We start from the raw sequence: 14,956 nt of genomic DNA on the forward strand, positions 1-14,956 counted from the left end.
GGGGGCGGGCAGCTGGATGACGGGCGAACGGCCTTAGCCGTGGGTGTGTGCGGGCGTGCAGCGGACAAATCGTTCGGTAATGCGCATCGGGTTGGTGACGGCAGTGCCGATCACCACGGCGCTGGCGCCGAGCAGAAACGCATCCTCCACCTGGCCGGGCTCCCAGAATCGGCCCTCGGCGACGATGGGGACATTCACGGCGGCCCAGAGCTGTTCCAGCAACGCAAAATCCGGGGCCGGCGGCGTGGGCGCGTCCGAGGTGTAGCCGGCGAGGGTTGTGGCGATGAGTTCCGCTCCCGCGGCGGCCGCGGCCTGCCCGGCGGCGAGGGAGTCGACGTCGGCCATCACCGGCACACCCAGTTCGCCGCGGATCCGCCGGATCAGTTCGCCTGCGGAATCCGGGCCTTGCCGGGGGCGGAACGTCGCGTCGAGGGCCACGATGTCGGCGCCGGCCTCGACGATGATCGCCGCGTCGGCGAAGGTCGGTGTGATGTAGACGGGGCCGGCGTCCAAGACCTTGCGGATGCCGATGACCGGCAGCGTGCACCGCTCCTTGACCGCGCGGATGTCTTCTTCGCCCTGGACCCGGAGGGCGGCGGCGCCGCCTTGTTCGGCGGCAAGTGCCATGGCGGAAATGTGGACGGGCCCGTAGAGCGGGTTGCCGGCCCGGGCCTGGCAGGACACGATCAGCCGGCCCATCAGGGACTTGACCAGCTCCGCGTGCGGCGTCACGGATTCACCTTCCGCGAGGTCAGGTACGGCTCGTGGTCCGGGAATGTGGAGGGTGTCCGGAGCAGTTCGCGGGCGAGCGTCAGGGCTCCGTCGAGGGAACCGCCGAGCGGCGCGCGCAGCTCGGCGTCGGGACGGACGGCGCGGAACCGTGCAGCCAGTGGCTCGAGGAGCAGCGGCCCGGCGTCGAACAGCCCCCCGGTGTAGGTGGCGAGCGGCGGAACCCCGGAGCCGAGTGCGGCGGCGAGGTTGTCGGCCAGCAGCGTCCCGGCCCGGGTCCAGATACCGGCGGCCACGGCGTCGCCCGCGTGCGCGGCGCCGGCCACATCCGTGGCGAAGGCGGCGAGGACACCGGCCCGGTCGTCCCGGGTGTAGATCTTCCGCGGCAGCTCCTCCGGAGCACCCCAGCGTTCGCGCAGGCACGCCAGCAGGGCGGCCGATCCGCCGGGCCGGCCGTCGTGCGCGGCCAGGGCGGACTGGAGGCCGGCGGTGCCGATCCAGCTGCCGCTGCCCAGATCGCCGAGGACATGCCCCCAGCCGTCCACCCGGTGCCAGCAGCGGGCGAAGTCGGTGCCCAGGCCTACGACGCCGGTGCCGGCGGAGACCACCGCCCCGCCGCCGAGCCCGAGCCCGCCCACGAGCGAGGTGACTGCGTCCGAGGCCAGGGCGATGGGGATGGGCCCCAGCTGGGCGCGGAGGGTGCGGTGGGCGTCGTCGGTCCCGGCCGTGAGGCTCAGCAGACCGCTCATCCCCACCGCGGCGGCGCGGAGCTGACCGCCGCGGTCCGCGACGGCGTGCAGGGTCTGCGGCAGCAGGGATGCCAGGATGGCCGGCAGCGCTATGCCGCCGGCGCCGACCTCGATCCTGGCCCCCGTGATCCGCAGCGGCGGTTCGCCGGCAGGGGCGTCGAGGCGCTGCAGGGCAGCCCGGCTCCCGCTGCCGCCAATGTCCAGGCCGAGGACCCACTCTGTCTGCATGCCGCTCACTTGCTCATGCCGGCCGTGAGGCCGGCGACAATCTGCTTGGTGGCAACGAGGAACAGCACCACCAGCGGGATGGTGGCGATGACCAGTCCGGCGAACAGGGTGGGCCAGTCGGTCTGGTATTCCCCGAAGAACGTCGTGAGCCCGACCGGCAGCGTGTAGTTCTCCTTGGAGCGCATCAGGATCAGCGGGTAGAAGAAGTCGTTCCAGATCGGCACGAACCGGAAGACGACGACGGTCGCGATCGCCGGCTTCACCAGCGGCAGCATGATGTGCCAGAACATCGTGAAGCTGCCGGCGCCGTCGATCCGCGCCGCTTCCTCCAGTTCCAGCGGAAGCTGGCGGAAGAACGAGGTCAGGACGAAGACCGAGAACGGGATGCTCAGGGCCGCGTAGACCATGATCAGGCCGAATTTGTTATCCACCAGCCCCAGCTGGTCCAGCAGGTAGAAGACCGGGAGGATGGCCAGGTAGACCGGCAGCATCAGCCCGGACAGGAACACGGCCTCGATGATGCCGGTCACCCGGGACTTGCTTCTTGCCAGCGCGTAGGCGGCCAGCAGCGAGACCAGGGTGGACAGCAGCACCGAGCCGATCGTGACCAGCAGGGAGTTCACGAAGAAGGTCCCGAAGGACGCCTGTACCCAGGCCTTGGTGTAGCTGGCGAAGTTGGGGTTCAGTGGCAGCGCCAGGGGGCTCCGTGCCATGTCGCGGGTGGTCCGCAGCGAGCTGAGCACCATGACCAGCAGGGGCGCGACGGCGATCACCGCGTAGACCCAGAGGAAGCCCGAGACGGCGAACCTGCCGGCCGCGCCCTTCCTCCGGGACGGCTGGCGGCGCTTCGGCTCCGGGGCAGGCACGCCGGCGGCAGGTTTATTCTCTGTGAGGAGACTCATCAGGAGAGCTTCCTTTCCCTGCGTCGGATGATTGAAGTGAAGACCAGCGCCACTCCGAAGATGAAGATGAAGAGCATGGTGGCCAGGGCCGAGGAGACCCCGATGGCATTCGATGCCCCGGATTCAAAGGCAGTCCGGTAGAACATCAGCGAGAGGACGTCGGTGGCCCCGGCCGGTGAACCAGAGGACCCTCCCATGGCGTACGGCAGCGCCAGCGCTTCCATGGACCCGATGAAGGTGAGGATGCTGACGGTGCCGATAGCCGAGGTCAGCAGCGGCAATGTGATCGCGCGGAACCGTTGCCATGCCGTCGCGCCGTCCAGCGACGCGGCCTCGGTGAGCTCCTCGGGGATACTGCCGAGCGCTGCGCCGTAGAGCAGGATCGGGAATCCGAGCCACTGCCAGGCCGTGACGAGCACGATCACCCAGAGCGCTGTCGACGGCTGGCCCAGCCAGGGCTGCGCCAGCTCGCCCAGGCCGATTGCCTTGAGCAGCGCGTTGACCGGGCCGAACAGCGGCGACAGCAGCAGGGTCCAGAGGTAGCCGATGACCAGCGGGCTGACGAGGTACGGCAGCGTGTAAAGCGTCTGGAACAGCTTCTTGAAGCGCCTGCGCTTGTACAGGAACGATGCGATCGCCAGCCCGACGGTGTTCTGGAAGACCATGGCACCGGCGAAGAGCAGCAGGTTGTGCAGCAGCGCCCGCGGCAGGTCCGATTTGAAGGGCTCTGCCGTGAAGAGAGTGAAGAAGTTCTCGATGCCGGAGAAGGCCCCGCGTGCGGTGCCCTGCCAGTCAAAGAAGGAGTAGCTGAAAGCCGTGATCATCGGGTAGAGCACGAAGATGGAGAAGATGATCACCGCTGGGGCGAGGAAAATCACGGTGGCCGGCCAGCCAAGCACAGTCCCCGTCGGACGGGGACCGCGCTTGCGCGGCTTGGGGCGGCTCAGCTGGTCGGCTTGAACCACTGGGAAACTCCATTCTGGACCATTTGGGCGACGCCGGAGGCGTCCTTGCTGCCCAGGAACAGTTCCTGGACTCCGGAACCCATCAGGTCGGTGCCCGACGGCGTGCCGTAGCGGAAGTCCACCAGCAGCGTGTACGGCGCCGGGCTCTTCTGGTAGAGGTCCCAGATTTCTTTCATGACCGGGTCGTTGAAGGTCACGCCGGCGACCGGGGAGAACTGCTTGAGGTCATCCACGACGTGCTGGCCGAATTCCTTGCTCGCCATCCACTGCAGCAGCTTTAGGGAAGCCTCCTGCTTCGGCGACTTGGCGTTGATGGCCCAGTTGCCGTCCGCGTAGGCGGCCGAGACCGGCTGCTGGGACGCGGAAGTGCTCCGGACAGGAACCTGGAAGACGCCGAGGTCAAGGTCCGGGTTCTGCTTCTGGAAGAAGCCGAGTTCGAAGGAGCCGCCCGGGAACATGGCGGCTTGCTCGTTGGTGAACAGCACCTGGGCGTCGGTGTAGCTTACGCCCACGACGTCCTTGGGCATGAAGCCCTGCAGATCCTTCAGGTTCTGGATGGAGCTGACGTACTTGGGGTCGGTGAAGGTCTTTTTTCCGGCCTGGACGGCGTCGCGGAAGTCCTTGCCGCCGTACTCAGCCGAGCCGAAGATGTCGTGGATGAACGGCATCATCCAGGCGTCCTTGGCGCCGACGGCCAGCGGGGTGATGCCGGCCCCCTTGATCTTTTCGTTGACCTTGATGAAGTCGTCCCAGCTCTTGGGCACCTCGACGCCCTGGTCCTTGAAGATCTTCTTGTTGTAGAAGACCTGCATCGTCTGGGTGGCGAAGGGAACGCCGTAGGTCTTGCCGTCCGCCTTGCCCTGGGCGCCGGCAACGATGGTCTTGTCCATGCTGTTCAGGCCGTCAACCTTGCCGGTGATGTCGGTCAGGTTGCCGCCGGCAATCAGCGGCTGCAGGGCGCCGTAGGCGCGGGCCTGGACGACGTCGGGGCCGTTGCTGCCGGTCAGCCCTGTGGAGAGGATCTGGTTGTATTCGGTGTTCTTGAAGGCTTGGAAGTCGACCTTGACGCAGTTCTTCTCTTCGTAGGCGGCGAAGATTTTCTTGTAGGCCTCCACGTCTTCGGGCCGCCAGGACCACACCTTCAACGTCTCGGGCGAGGCGCACCCCGAGGCGCTGGTTCCAGCGGCTTTGTCCGCGGCGGACGAAGAGGAGCCTGGCGCGCAGGCGGTGATCGGCAACATGGCGAGCGAAAGTGCCGCGATCAGGTGCCTGGGTCGTACCTTCATTGTGTAATCCTTCTGGTCGGAGGGTGAGGTGATGCGAAGCTGGGGTATGCGGGGTCGGATTTGGACGCGCTAAACGGTGAGGGATTCGACGGCGGCGCGCACGCCGCCGGTTGCGTCGACGGCGTCCCGTGAACGTGCCGGGCCGGAGCTGGTCAGCATCGATACCAGCGCCACCTTGAGATCGCCGTCGGCCGCCGCCAGCGCGGTCCGGCAGGGCTCCTCGCCCTGCCCGGTTGCTTCCATCAGAATGCGGACAATCCGTGCCCGGAGCTTTTCGTTGGTGGCAAGGACAGAGACCATCAGGTTCGACCACGTCTTGCCGAGCCGAATCATGAGGGCGGTCGAGAAGCTGTTGAGCATCATCTTTTGAGCGGTGCCCGCCTTCAGGCGGGTGGATCCGGCCAAGGCCTCGGGGCCGGTGTCGGCGACCATCACGAAGTCGGCCAGCGGCCCGAGGACGGGGTTGACGGCGCAGGTCATGAGCGCGGTCGGAACGCCCAGCTGGCGGGCGCGGTCCAGGGCCCCGCCGACGTACGGGGTACGCCCGGAAGCAGCGATGCCAATGACGACGTCGCCGGCCCGGACCTCTTCTGCGTCGGCGAGGCCGGCATCCCAGGAGTCTTCAAGATTTTCCACAGCCCGAATGAGGGCTGCAGAACCGCCGGCATGGTGGGCGATGACCACGCCCTCGGCCAAATTGAACGTCGGCATTAGCTCTGCTGCATCGATGATCCCGAGCCTGCCGGACGTGCCGGCGCCGAAATAGTGCACGCGTCCGCCATTGGTCACGGCACTCGCGGCGGCGTCGACCAGCGCGGCCATCACGGGCAAAACCTGCCGTACGGCCGCCGGTGCGGTACGATCCTCGTCGTTGAGCGCCTCCAGGATGCCGAGTGTAGTCCGCTGATCCAGGTCCAGCGTGCGGGGGTTTCTCACCTCGGTGCTGATGTCCAGCCAAGCGCTGCTTAATTGGGCGCTGGCGTGGTTTTCTGAACTCACAAAATTTCCCATCTCTCGAAAGACGGTTTGTGATCTCCGTCACCGGAGAACTTACGGCCTCTGTCCCTTCGTGTCAAACACTTACAGATGAGCATCATTGTGTGTAACCTACTTACACGCGGGGCTTCCGTCCCGCCAAACAGTTAGAGAGGATGGCTTCTGATGAGCGCCGTGACAGGTCACCAATCATCCCGGACAGTCCTGGTCCGGATCCGGTCGGCCTTGCCGTCGCTGCGGACCTCGGAGCAATCGGTGGCCAATGCGGTCCTCGCCGAACCGGCCCTCGCAGCCACTCTGTCCATCGGCGGGCTCGCTGAGAAGTGTGGGACCTCCACGACCTCCGTGGTTCGGTTCTACAAAAAGATCGGGTACCAGGGCTACTCCGACTTCCGGATGGACCTTGCCCGGGAGACCACCCGCGAACAGGCTGTCACCAATGTCGGTGTCGAGATGTATGAGGATATCGCCAAGACGGACTCGTTGCAGGACGTCGTGTCCAAGATCGCCTTCAATGAAACGATGTCCATCGCCGACACTGCCGAGGCGCTGGACGTCGCCAAGCTCTCGGACGCCGTAGCCGCCCTGTCCGGCGCCCGGCGGATCGATATCGTCGGCGTCGGCGCAAGCGCCTGGGTCGGCCAGGACCTCCAGCAGAAATTGCATCGGATCGGACTGACGGCGCACAGTTGGTCGGACGCGCATTCAGCGTGGACGTCGGCTGCCCTGCTCGGCCCCGATTGCGTCTCCGTTGCCATCTCCCACTCGGGCTCGACGCTGGATACGGTCGAGGCGATGCGTATCGCCGGGGAGGCCGGAGCCCGGACGATCGCCATCACCAACCATTCCGACTCGCCACTGGCACGGGCTGCCGACGTGGTGCTCACCACAGCGGCGAGAGAGAGTCCGTTTCGCTCCGGGGCCCTCGGCAGCCGCATGGCCCAGATGATGGTCATCGACTGCCTGTTCGTCGGAGTCGCGCAGCAGTCGTACGATTCCTCTATCGCGGCCCTCAGCAAGACCTACCTGGCGGTGCAGGGCAGGAAAGTGCCGCAGGGGGGCAGGCCGTGACGACGCGACGTCGCAGCGCGGCCTATGTTCTTACCGGTACCGTCTTCAGTGACGGCGCCGCATGTCCTGATTCAGTCGTTGCCGTTCTTGGTGACCGCATTGTCTACGCGGGGCCGCGGAGCGGTTTTGATGCATCGGACCTGCCGGACGCCGAAGAGATCGCTCTTCCCGACGGCAGCGGCATCCTTCCGGGACTGGTGGATCTCCATTGTCACGGAGCTGCAGGAGGCGACTTTCCCGCGGGAGACGACAGTGGCTGCCGTGGCGCCGTTGACTACTTGCACCGGAACGGGACGACGACCTTGCTAGCGAGTCTGGTCACGGCACCGCGCAAGGACCTGCTGAGGGCCATCCGGACTCTAAAGTGTTTGGCGGACGAGGGCCTGATTGCCGGAATCCATTCCGAGGGACCGTTCCTGTCCCATGCCCGCTGTGGGGCACAGAACCCCGAGTGGCTGCGGGATCCCGACCCCGAACTGCTGCAGCTGTTGCTCCAGGAAGCGGGTGGATGGCTCAAGACGATGACCTACGCTCCCGAACTTCCGGGTGCCGACGATCTCGTCCGGGCTCTGATCGAAAATGGCGTTACGCCGTCGCTTGGCCATACCGACGCGGATGCCGCGGTGGCCGCCGCTTCACTGGAAGCGGCCGCGGCCGGGCTGGCCTTGTGGGAGGGGCGTGCCGGTGCGGCGCGGCCGACGGTGACCCACCTGTTCAACGGAATGCCCCCGATGCACCACCGACAACCTGGACCGCTGGCATCGTGTCTCCGGTTGGCCGGTGCCGGCACGGTGGCCGTGGAACTGGTGGCCGACGGCATTCATCTGGCCCCCGAAACCGTGCAGATGGTCTTCCAGCTGGTAGGGGCCGACAACGTCGTTCTGGTTACCGATTCAATGGCTGCAGCAGGGCTCCCCGACGGGGACTATGCTCTGGGACGATCAGCCGTTTCCGTGCAGGCCGGCGTGGCCACACTGCAAAGCACCGGATCCCTCGCCGGAGGTACCGCCACGTTGCTGGACGTGGTGCGCCGGACCATAGAAGCGGGCGTGGACCCTGCTGAGGCTGTCGCGGCCGCAACCTGTGTTCCTGCCCGGGTCCTCGGTCTCGAGGCTGAGATCGGCAGTCTCCGTGCCGGCATGCGGGCTGACGTGGTTGTGGTTGATGAGCATTTCGAGCTAGTGGGCGTCATGCGTAGCGGTGAAGTGATAAGGCGGACGGGAACGGTCTCGGGCACGACATGAATGGCTGAGCGTAACCCCATTCAGACGACGCAGGGTTCCAGACCAGTAGCCCAAAAGGACGACGGCGAATATTGCCGAAGTCCTCACCCAGCCGCGGCGGCCGCTTCGCCGTGCCGCACCAGTTTGGCGTGCTCCTGCAGCGCTGCGAGGAGGGCGGCGGCGAGGCATGTCCGTTCAAGCATGCCGTCAATGCTGATCCATTCATGCCGGGCGTGCGCGCCGTCACCGACTGCGCCGAGACCGTCGAGGACAGGAAGTCCCAGTGCCGCGGCGAAGTTGCCGTCGCTTGCACCACCCACGGACGTCTCGGCCAGCTGGAAGCCGAGCTGGGCGGCCACCTGCTCGGCCTCTGCGGAAAGCCACGCATTCTGCGTGGAGCGAGGCATGACAGGCCTGTTCCACTGGCCGGTGACGTTCACTGTCACGTGTGAAGAGCGGCCGCTCAGACGAGCGGCCACGGGTAGCGCATGCCGGTGCGGTCAATCGGCAGGACCCGGTCGTGCAGCAGGCGCTGGACGCGGTGCTGCAGGGCGGCGACCTCTTCCTCATCGAGGAGCTCGGCCACCTCGGGAGGGACGGCCTCTGCGAGCTGAGCGATGTCCTGGAGCAGGGCATCCGGGATCGGGTCGCCCGCGAAGTCCCAGATCACGGTGCGCAGCTTGAAAGCCGCCGAGAAGCACAGCCCGTGGTCGATGCCCCAGACCCGTCCGTCATCGCCGCGCAGCACATGCCCGCTCTTGCGGTCCGTGTTGTTGGTGACGTAATCGAACARGGCGATTCGCGCCAGCTCGCGGTGGGTCTCGGGCGCGTCCTCGTACAGCGTGAAGTAATGCTCCTGGAAGTCGCACTCGATGAACCATTGCAGCGAGCCGAYCCCCAGCGGAGCGTCTTCGCGGATCACCGTCAACGGCACGAGTCCCCACGCCAGGGATTCGCTGAGCAGGTAGGCGGCGCGTTCCCGCCGGTAGAGCCCGGGCTCGAAATCGGACAGCGGCCTTTCCCCGGCCTCCGGCTTGTAAACGGCATAGGCCGTGTCTTCACCGCAGGAGACCTGGACGAGGAACGTCTCGTTGCTGCTGCGCGGGATGCGTCCGAGCAGCTCGACGCTGCCCTCGGCGAGCAGCGTCAGCTCCCGGCCGGACACGGTTCATCCAAATTCAATGGCTGCCCCATTTCCGGCCTGCGCGGGTCAGCCGTCGGCGCCGCCTACACGGCGTCCAAGCACGCCGTCGTCGGCCTGACCAAGAACTCGGCTGTGATGTATGGGCCCAGGGGCCTGCGCTTCAACGCCGTGGCCCCCGGCCCCACTATCACCAACATCGTGGCCACCTGGGGATCCCAGCTCGCGACCGAACCCCTCGGCCCGCTGATGCAGGACACCGTCCCCACCCCCGCGACAGCGGCGCAGCTCGCCGCCTCCATCACCTTCCTGCTCAGCGACGACGGCACCAAGTTCAACGGCGCCAATCTCGCCTCCGACGGCGGGAGGTCCCGCCGTCGTCCGCGTGCAAGACGAGCCCTGGATGCTGGCAGGCTGGACCGCCCGGGATCTACTCTTCGACAACGCCCGTTGATATTTCGCTCAGGGTGTCAATGTAATCCAGCGTCTTGGGACTGACGTGCCGCACAGCGCCAAGAGCCTCCCAGAGAACGGCTTTGTTGGCATGGTTACCTAGCGCTCCTCGGAGTTCCATTACCGTCTCGATGCCCTGACTCTCGAACACGCGCGTCATGTCCTCTACCTGGGCGAGACGGCCAGGGGACGGCCAGCTGATGACTTCGGAAAGCGTCCCGGTATCGAGGTGCCGACGGAATCCACTGGTCGTGGCGGCATCCGGCCACGCCTCGATCAGGGCGACAACTCGTGGCCTGACGGTCGCGTGGTAGTTCTGTCGTCGCTGCAAGGCGGCATCGACAATGATGGCCCCGATGTGGTCCCAGCTACGGCTGACTTCGGTCGAGTCGTCTACGCCGTGGGAGTCCAATTGCGCCGGGAGGTTGGCGTCATCATTATCGATAGTCATAAGTGAATACTTCCATGTCGGCGGTGAGCGTGCGGCTCAGCCGAGGGCCGGAGCGTACTCACGGCTGTAGCGTCCGGTATTCGTCGATGACCTCGTTCCGCGCCGCGCCGGCACTTGGGGGTCTTGAACTATATTCGGACAAGGGAAGGTCCGGACTGCATTGCAGGTACAGGTGAGGCGGATTTCTGAATGGCGCGAATGCCGGCGGCCACGGTGGAAGTGAGTATCACCGTTGTCCAGCGCCTAGTCCGGGACCAGCGGCCCGACCTCGGCGACTGTCCATTAGCGCGGGTTGCGAATGGCTGGGACAACGCGACCTTCCGGCTCGGTGACAACCTGGCGGTCCGGCTGCCGCGGAGGGCTGAGGCCGCTCCGCTGATATTGCATGAGCAGCGCTACCTTCCCGACATTTCTCACCGCTCCCCGGTTGCGGTTCCTGTCCCCGTCCACGCCGGCAGGCCGACGTCGGACTTTCCATGGCCGTGGAGCATCGTGCGGTGGGTCCCCGGAGCCGCTGCGGCCGACGTCGGCCCTGCCGGCCGCGGACCGGCGGCTCAAGGCCTGGCCGATTTCCTGCTGTCTCTTCACGTGCCCGCCGAAACCGGCGTCCCGGTGAACCCTTTCCGGGGCGTGCCGCTGACGGACCGTGACGCTGTGCTGGTGGAACGGCTCGGGGACCACGAACGTTACCCGCAGGCGGCAGCGCTGAGAGCGGTGTGGGCGCAGGCCTGTGCCGCCAAAGCCTGGGATGGTCCGGCGATGATGCTCCACGGGGACCTCCACCCCGGCAACATCCTGCTGGCGGACGACGGCTCCCTGGCCGGCGTCATCGATTTCGGCGACGTCGGGGCGGGGGACCCGGCTGTCGATCTTGCGTTGGGGTGGCTGATGTTCGACGCCGGGGCTCTCCGCCGCTTCATGGGCGTCTTTGGCTCCGCAGCGGACGGGGACACCTGGATGAGGGCCCGCGGTTGGGCTCTCATCCTGTCCACCGCCATGCTGAGCAACTCCGACGATAGTCCGCGGATGTGCGCCGTAGGGAAGTTCGCGATCAGGCAGATCCTGGATGACGGACCTAGCCTGCAACTCTGACGCCGGCGTTATTGTCGGTACCTCCTCATATGCTGTGAGTGTGGAAGGCAAAGCAGCTGCGGAGACGTTGGAGGCCATGGAGGCCTCTCTCGCTGCGATGGCTGCATTTGCCGGTCGCGGAGCCGGGAACGCGGCCTGGACTGGCGCTGACCTTCTCCGGGACGAAGCGGACGCGTGCCTGGACGGCATGGCTGAGGTGGGCCGCATGGAAGCCAGGCTTGCCGCGCTGAAAGTGCACTTCGCCGCAGGATACGCCCGCGCAGCCCCCGCCGTTTCCCCGCAGGAGCGCACCGCCCAGGAAATGGCGGTGACAGCAGAGGTGGCTTGTGTCCTGACCGTGAGTGAAATATCGGCGGCGGCGCTGCTGGCGGAGTCAGCCACCCTGACCACCCGTTTGCCCCTCACGCTGTCTGCGCTGCAGGCAGGGAGCATTTCATGGCAACACGCGCGGGTGATGTGTGATGAATCGTCCGGTCTGGACCCCGCCGCGGCGGCTGCTTTAGAGGCTCATTTCCTGGACCCCGCTGCTCCCTTTGCCGCGCGGGGCTGCCCGGCGGGCGAGCTGGTTCCGGGCAGGTTTCGGGCTAAAGCGCGCAGATGGCGTGAGGTGCACCACCTTGTAAGCATCGAAACGCGCCACCGCAAGGGTGTGGAGGAGCGTCGGCTGGAATATGTGCCGGACCGGGACGGCATGGCCTGGCTCTCGGCCTATCTGGCCGCGGATGTGGCTATGGCTGTATGGTCCCGTGCCACGGAGGCGGCGCGTGCCCTGCAGGAGCCGAATGAATCCCGGACCCTGACCCAACTCCGTGCGGACGTCGCCGCTGACTGGCTGCTGGCGGGGGTGGCGGAGGGAACCCCGTCACCCAAGGCGCAGGTCCTGGTGACCGTACCGGCGCTGTCTCTTTTGGGCGCCGCGTCGGACCCGGCGACGCTGGACGGGTATGGTCCCATTCCTCTGAGCATGGCCCGCCGGCTTGTGGGAGACGGTGCCGGATCGTTTCTGCGTGTGCTGACCGATCCGCAGAATGGAGCGCCGCTGGAGATCGGGCGGACCAGCTACCGGGTCCCGAAGGCGATGCGCCAATGGTTGCGGCTTCGGGATGGCCGGTGCCCTTTCCCCGGCTGCAATAACCATTCTCTGGATAACGAAGCGGACCACGTGTTGGCTTGGTCCGAGGGAGGCGGCACCGGCATCACCAACCTGGGCCAGCCATGCCGACGGCACCATCGACTCAGACACACCACAGCATGGAGGCCGGTTGACGCCACCCGGGATCAGCCACCCGGCTGGATCTCACCTGCGGGACGTTCGTATCCCAGCGAACAACAAGACTGGGAACCCGCGCACTGGCCGCAGTACCTCGGCGACCCGGGTGAAGGCCGGGAGCAGGAACCGCCCGACTGGGAATTGGAACCGCTCGACTGGCCGGACGTAGTTGCCGGTGACGTCGGGCGAGGAGAGACCGGGCCGCCATTACCGGTGGATCCCTTTCCTGACTGGGCACTGTTCATCGCGGCGTAGGATCGCCGCTCCATGGTCCCCTCCCCGTCCAGTGAAAGGTTCAAAGGATGTGCCGGCTGTTGGCCCTGTGCCCCTGCCTCCGACGTGAGCCTGAAAGGCCGCGCTAACCGCAAGAGGACGACGGCGGGAAGTCCCGCCGTCGTCCGCTGGGCACTAAGAACGACCGGAGCGTCCAGTGCCGTCTGGGACGCCCCACCTCGAACTAGAAAGTCGATTCAGGACACGCCGGCTAGAACCCCTTCGATCCGCGCAAGCAGGCCAGGCCATCCGCTGCCCATGCCCTGGAAAGCCTGCTGGCCCATCGGGGTATCGAGGTTGAAGCCCGCGTGCTCGAGGTGCAGGACGGTCCCGTCTTCGACGGCTTCGAGACGCCAGGTCACGGTGGTGTCCAGTTGGCCCTCGGAGAAGAGGAACCTGATCAGCTCGCCGGGCTTCACTTCCAGGACTTCGCACTGCTGCTGGCCCCATGCGCCCATGTCCATGGCGAAGCGGTGGCCTGCTGTCGGTGCGATGTCCCCGGTTGCCCACCAGCGGGCCAACAGCTCCGGCTTGGTAAGCGCGGCCCATACCTCTGTGTGCGGGTGGGGTATGTGGCGCTCGATCACAATGGCGTTCTCGGTCATAACATTCTCTTCTCGTCTAGAAGGTCTGCCAACGCGTCGAGGCGCTGGGTCCAGTAGTGCTCGAAGTGCTTTACCCAGCCACCGACCTCACGGAGGCCTGCAGGCTGGAGGTGGTACAGCCGATGGCGGCCGCGTCGTTCCTCCCGAACGAGCCCCGCCTCCCGAAGAACGGCCAGATGTTCAGACGCGGCAGAGCGGCTCAGGTCAAGCAGCGCAGTCAGTTCGCCGGCCGTCCGTGGCCCGTTGCAGAGTTCGTCGAGAATGACGCGCCGCAAGGGGTTCGAAACAGCGCTGAAGACATCAAAAGGCACTCGTCGAGTATATGTCGGAAAAATCCGACATAACAAGTCGTTCGTTGCCGCGCGGCTCGCCGCCTCCGTCCCAGACTTTCAGCCATGGAGCCGATGGATTGCCTTGTCATCTATGTCCCCATCGACGCTGCGCACGCTGTCCGGCAAGCCATTGGCGACGCCGGGGCGGGCCGGCTGGGGTGACTACTCCCACGACGCACGTCCGGCTGCCCCCGACGTAGTCACTCACTAGCTTCATTCCTGGGCGTTTAGGCTCCAGTGGACTCGGATGGCCTCGGCAATTGCGTCAGCGGCAATGTCGACCCGGAATGCAACGGGCGCAGTTCCTGTCACTTCGATGACCGAGTCACGGTAGACGCGGCCGCAGGACGGACACAGGGTGTAGAGATCCTCATCCGCAGGCCATTCCGCCAGCCCGGCCGGGACCGTGGTGTTGCCTCCGATGTAGACGGGGACGCCCTGTGAATTCGCCTGAATCAACCCGTCCTTGCTGACGGTGTTGCCGCACACGCAGGTGATTGTGGTGACATCATGACCGATCACGTCGGCGGTTTCAGTGTCCATGATGACCTCCCCGGTGATGGAAGAGACGTTCTTCAAATAGCCTATGCCTGCTGATCCGTGCCGCGCTGTGGAACTTTCCGCTGGCGTGGCCGACAATCACCAACACCATCTCCACGGGCCCGATCTCAGTCATGACGGTCTTGGTGCGGGTGCCGTTGCGGGAGTTCCCGCTCCCGCGGCCGGCCACGTCATGCTTGCCATAGCCGAGGTGCTCGTCCATCTCCGCTTCCAGCGCGGTTTCCAGAACTTTCTTCGTCAACCGGTTCAACGGCCCGCCCGGGCGGACGAGCTCGATTCCCCGTTCCCTGGCAGGGGCCAGGAGCTGCGGCCGCTCAAACGAGCGGCCACGGGTAGCGCATGCCGGTGCGGTCAATCGGCAGGACCCGGTCGTGCAGCAAGCGCTGGACGCGGTGCTGCAGGGCGGCGACCTCTTCCTCATCGAGGAGCTCGGCCACCTCGGGAGGGACGGCCTCTGCGAGCTGAGCGATGTCCTGGAGCAGGGCATCCGGGATGGGGTCGCCCGCGAAGTCCCAGATCACGGTGCGCAGCTTGAAAGCCGCCGAGAAGCACAGCCCGTGGTCGATGCCCCAGACCCGTCCGTCATCGCCGCGCAGCACATGCCCGCTCTTGCGGTCCGTGTTGTTGGT

Annotated in this window: 20 protein-coding genes; 5 read left to right on the forward strand and 15 right to left on the reverse strand. The window is 66.2% G+C overall.

Annotated features, from left to right (window positions below):
- Positions 1 to 33 precede the first annotated feature (33 nt).
- From AC1DES_RS12425 to AC1DES_RS12450, 6 genes are all read right to left on the reverse strand, one after another.
- The gene (locus AC1DES_RS12425; RefSeq protein ID WP_476896006.1) at positions 34 to 732 is read right to left on the reverse strand and encodes an N-acetylmannosamine-6-phosphate 2-epimerase; all 699 of its coding nucleotides are present in this window, start codon (positions 730 to 732) and stop codon (positions 34 to 36) included.
- Positions 729 to 1,706, reverse strand: a complete 978-nt coding sequence (locus tag AC1DES_RS12430; protein WP_476896007.1) for a BadF/BadG/BcrA/BcrD ATPase family protein — start codon at positions 1,704 to 1,706, stop codon at positions 729 to 731. Before AC1DES_RS12430 ends, AC1DES_RS12425 begins: the two co-directional genes overlap by 4 nt.
- Positions 1,707 to 1,711: 5 nt before the next feature.
- Complete coding sequence (locus AC1DES_RS12435) at positions 1,712 to 2,608, reverse strand: carbohydrate ABC transporter permease (protein WP_476896008.1); 897 nt, start codon at positions 2,606 to 2,608, stop codon at positions 1,712 to 1,714.
- The gene (locus AC1DES_RS12440) at positions 2,608 to 3,573 is read right to left on the reverse strand and encodes a carbohydrate ABC transporter permease (RefSeq protein ID WP_476896009.1); all 966 of its coding nucleotides are present in this window, start codon (positions 3,571 to 3,573) and stop codon (positions 2,608 to 2,610) included. The genes AC1DES_RS12435 and AC1DES_RS12440 overlap by 1 nt, the downstream gene beginning before the upstream one ends.
- Positions 3,552 to 4,859, reverse strand: a complete 1,308-nt coding sequence (locus AC1DES_RS12445; RefSeq protein WP_476896010.1) for an ABC transporter substrate-binding protein — start codon at positions 4,857 to 4,859, stop codon at positions 3,552 to 3,554. Before AC1DES_RS12445 ends, AC1DES_RS12440 begins: the two co-directional genes overlap by 22 nt.
- 69 nt (positions 4,860 to 4,928) lie before the next feature.
- Complete coding sequence (locus AC1DES_RS12450; protein WP_476896011.1) at positions 4,929 to 5,858, reverse strand: N-acetylmuramic acid 6-phosphate etherase; 930 nt, start codon at positions 5,856 to 5,858, stop codon at positions 4,929 to 4,931.
- 162 nt (positions 5,859 to 6,020) lie between these two features.
- Here AC1DES_RS12450 and AC1DES_RS12455 point away from each other — a divergent pair, with 162 nt between their 5' ends.
- The gene (locus tag AC1DES_RS12455) at positions 6,021 to 6,926 is read left to right on the forward strand and encodes a MurR/RpiR family transcriptional regulator (RefSeq protein ID WP_476896012.1); all 906 of its coding nucleotides are present in this window, start codon (positions 6,021 to 6,023) and stop codon (positions 6,924 to 6,926) included.
- A gap of 71 nt (positions 6,927 to 6,997) precedes the next feature.
- On the opposite strand, the gene AC1DES_RS12460 is transcribed toward AC1DES_RS12455, so the two are convergent.
- A complete protein-coding gene (locus AC1DES_RS12460; protein ID WP_476896028.1) occupies positions 6,998 to 7,210 on the reverse strand; it encodes a hypothetical protein in 213 nt (70 codons plus the stop codon).
- On the opposite strand from AC1DES_RS12460, the gene nagA reads away from it, so the two are divergent.
- Complete coding sequence (gene nagA / locus AC1DES_RS12465; RefSeq protein WP_476896025.1) at positions 7,109 to 8,170, forward strand: N-acetylglucosamine-6-phosphate deacetylase; 1,062 nt, start codon at positions 7,109 to 7,111, stop codon at positions 8,168 to 8,170. The genes AC1DES_RS12460 and nagA overlap by 102 nt on opposite strands.
- Positions 8,171 to 8,253: 83 nt before the next feature.
- On the opposite strand, the gene AC1DES_RS12470 is transcribed toward nagA, so the two are convergent.
- Positions 8,254 to 8,556 carry a M20/M25/M40 family metallo-hydrolase gene (locus tag AC1DES_RS12470; RefSeq protein WP_476896013.1) on the reverse strand — a complete coding sequence of 101 codons (303 nt, stop codon included), beginning with the start codon at positions 8,554 to 8,556 and terminating at the stop codon, positions 8,254 to 8,256.
- A 56-nt stretch (positions 8,557 to 8,612) separates the two neighbouring features.
- Positions 8,613 to 9,314, reverse strand: a complete 702-nt coding sequence (locus tag AC1DES_RS12475; protein WP_476896014.1) for an SCO1664 family protein — start codon at positions 9,312 to 9,314, stop codon at positions 8,613 to 8,615.
- 36 nt (positions 9,315 to 9,350) lie between these two features.
- Here AC1DES_RS12475 and AC1DES_RS12480 point away from each other — a divergent pair, with 36 nt between their 5' ends.
- The gene (locus AC1DES_RS12480) at positions 9,351 to 9,788 is read left to right on the forward strand and encodes an SDR family oxidoreductase (protein WP_476896026.1); all 438 of its coding nucleotides are present in this window, start codon (positions 9,351 to 9,353) and stop codon (positions 9,786 to 9,788) included.
- Here AC1DES_RS12480 and AC1DES_RS12485 read toward each other — a convergent pair.
- On the reverse strand, positions 9,721 to 10,194 hold the full coding sequence (locus tag AC1DES_RS12485) for a hypothetical protein (RefSeq protein WP_476896015.1): 474 nt from the start codon (positions 10,192 to 10,194) through the stop codon (positions 9,721 to 9,723). The two genes, AC1DES_RS12480 and AC1DES_RS12485, sit on opposite strands and share 68 nt — an antisense overlap.
- A 189-nt stretch (positions 10,195 to 10,383) precedes the next feature.
- Here AC1DES_RS12485 and AC1DES_RS12490 point away from each other — a divergent pair, with 189 nt between their 5' ends.
- Together AC1DES_RS12490 and AC1DES_RS12495 are read left to right on the forward strand one after the other, a co-directional pair.
- Positions 10,384 to 11,286 (forward strand): aminoglycoside phosphotransferase family protein, encoded by a 903-nt coding sequence (locus AC1DES_RS12490; protein WP_476896016.1) that lies wholly within the window; start codon positions 10,384 to 10,386, stop codon positions 11,284 to 11,286.
- Between the two features lie 76 nt (positions 11,287 to 11,362).
- Complete coding sequence (locus tag AC1DES_RS12495; protein ID WP_476896027.1) at positions 11,363 to 12,811, forward strand: HNH endonuclease signature motif containing protein; 1,449 nt, start codon at positions 11,363 to 11,365, stop codon at positions 12,809 to 12,811.
- 215 nt (positions 12,812 to 13,026) lie between these two features.
- On the opposite strand, the gene AC1DES_RS12500 is transcribed toward AC1DES_RS12495, so the two are convergent.
- The 5 genes from AC1DES_RS12500 to AC1DES_RS12520 all read right to left on the reverse strand — a co-directional run.
- Positions 13,027 to 13,434, reverse strand: coding sequence for an SRPBCC family protein (locus tag AC1DES_RS12500; RefSeq protein WP_476896017.1), 408 nt, complete (start codon positions 13,432 to 13,434; stop codon positions 13,027 to 13,029).
- A complete protein-coding gene (locus AC1DES_RS12505; RefSeq protein ID WP_476896018.1) occupies positions 13,431 to 13,745 on the reverse strand; it encodes an ArsR/SmtB family transcription factor in 315 nt (104 codons plus the stop codon). Before AC1DES_RS12505 ends, AC1DES_RS12500 begins: the two co-directional genes overlap by 4 nt.
- Positions 13,746 to 13,979: 234 nt before the next feature.
- On the reverse strand, positions 13,980 to 14,309 hold the full coding sequence (locus tag AC1DES_RS12510) for a hypothetical protein (RefSeq protein ID WP_476896019.1): 330 nt from the start codon (positions 14,307 to 14,309) through the stop codon (positions 13,980 to 13,982).
- A complete protein-coding gene (locus AC1DES_RS12515; RefSeq protein WP_476896020.1) occupies positions 14,299 to 14,682 on the reverse strand; it encodes a transposase in 384 nt (127 codons plus the stop codon). The genes AC1DES_RS12510 and AC1DES_RS12515 overlap by 11 nt, the downstream gene beginning before the upstream one ends.
- On the reverse strand, positions 14,642 to 14,956 hold a 315-nt coding region (locus tag AC1DES_RS12520; protein ID WP_476896021.1), incomplete at its 5' end, for a protein kinase family protein. The genes AC1DES_RS12515 and AC1DES_RS12520, both read right to left, overlap by 41 nt.

Source organism: Arthrobacter sp. 05T442, assembly GCF_056395945.1.

What these genes read in the sequence shown, in the direction of transcription:
- AC1DES_RS12455 (WP_476896012.1), top strand. Translation starts at nt 6,021, where the DNA reads ATGAGCGCCGTGACAGGTCACCAATCATCCCGGACAGTCCTGGTCCGG.
- AC1DES_RS12490 (WP_476896016.1), top strand. Translation starts at nt 10,384, where the DNA reads ATGGCGCGAATGCCGGCGGCCACGGTGGAAGTGAGTATCACCGTTGTC.
- AC1DES_RS12510 (WP_476896019.1), bottom strand. Translation starts at nt 14,309, where the DNA reads ATGGACACTGAAACCGCCGACGTGATCGGTCATGATGTCACCACAATC.
- AC1DES_RS12470 (WP_476896013.1), bottom strand. Translation starts at nt 8,556, where the DNA reads ATGCCTCGCTCCACGCAGAATGCGTGGCTTTCCGCAGAGGCCGAGCAG.
- AC1DES_RS12435 (WP_476896008.1), bottom strand. Translation starts at nt 2,608, where the DNA reads ATGAGTCTCCTCACAGAGAATAAACCTGCCGCCGGCGTGCCTGCCCCG.
- AC1DES_RS12495 (WP_476896027.1), top strand. Translation starts at nt 11,363, where the DNA reads ATGGAGGCCTCTCTCGCTGCGATGGCTGCATTTGCCGGTCGCGGAGCC.
- AC1DES_RS12485 (WP_476896015.1), bottom strand. Translation starts at nt 10,194, where the DNA reads ATGACTATCGATAATGATGACGCCAACCTCCCGGCGCAATTGGACTCC.
- AC1DES_RS12500 (WP_476896017.1), bottom strand. Translation starts at nt 13,434, where the DNA reads ATGACCGAGAACGCCATTGTGATCGAGCGCCACATACCCCACCCGCAC.
- AC1DES_RS12445 (WP_476896010.1), bottom strand. Translation starts at nt 4,859, where the DNA reads ATGAAGGTACGACCCAGGCACCTGATCGCGGCACTTTCGCTCGCCATG.
- AC1DES_RS12430 (WP_476896007.1), bottom strand. Translation starts at nt 1,706, where the DNA reads ATGCAGACAGAGTGGGTCCTCGGCCTGGACATTGGCGGCAGCGGGAGC.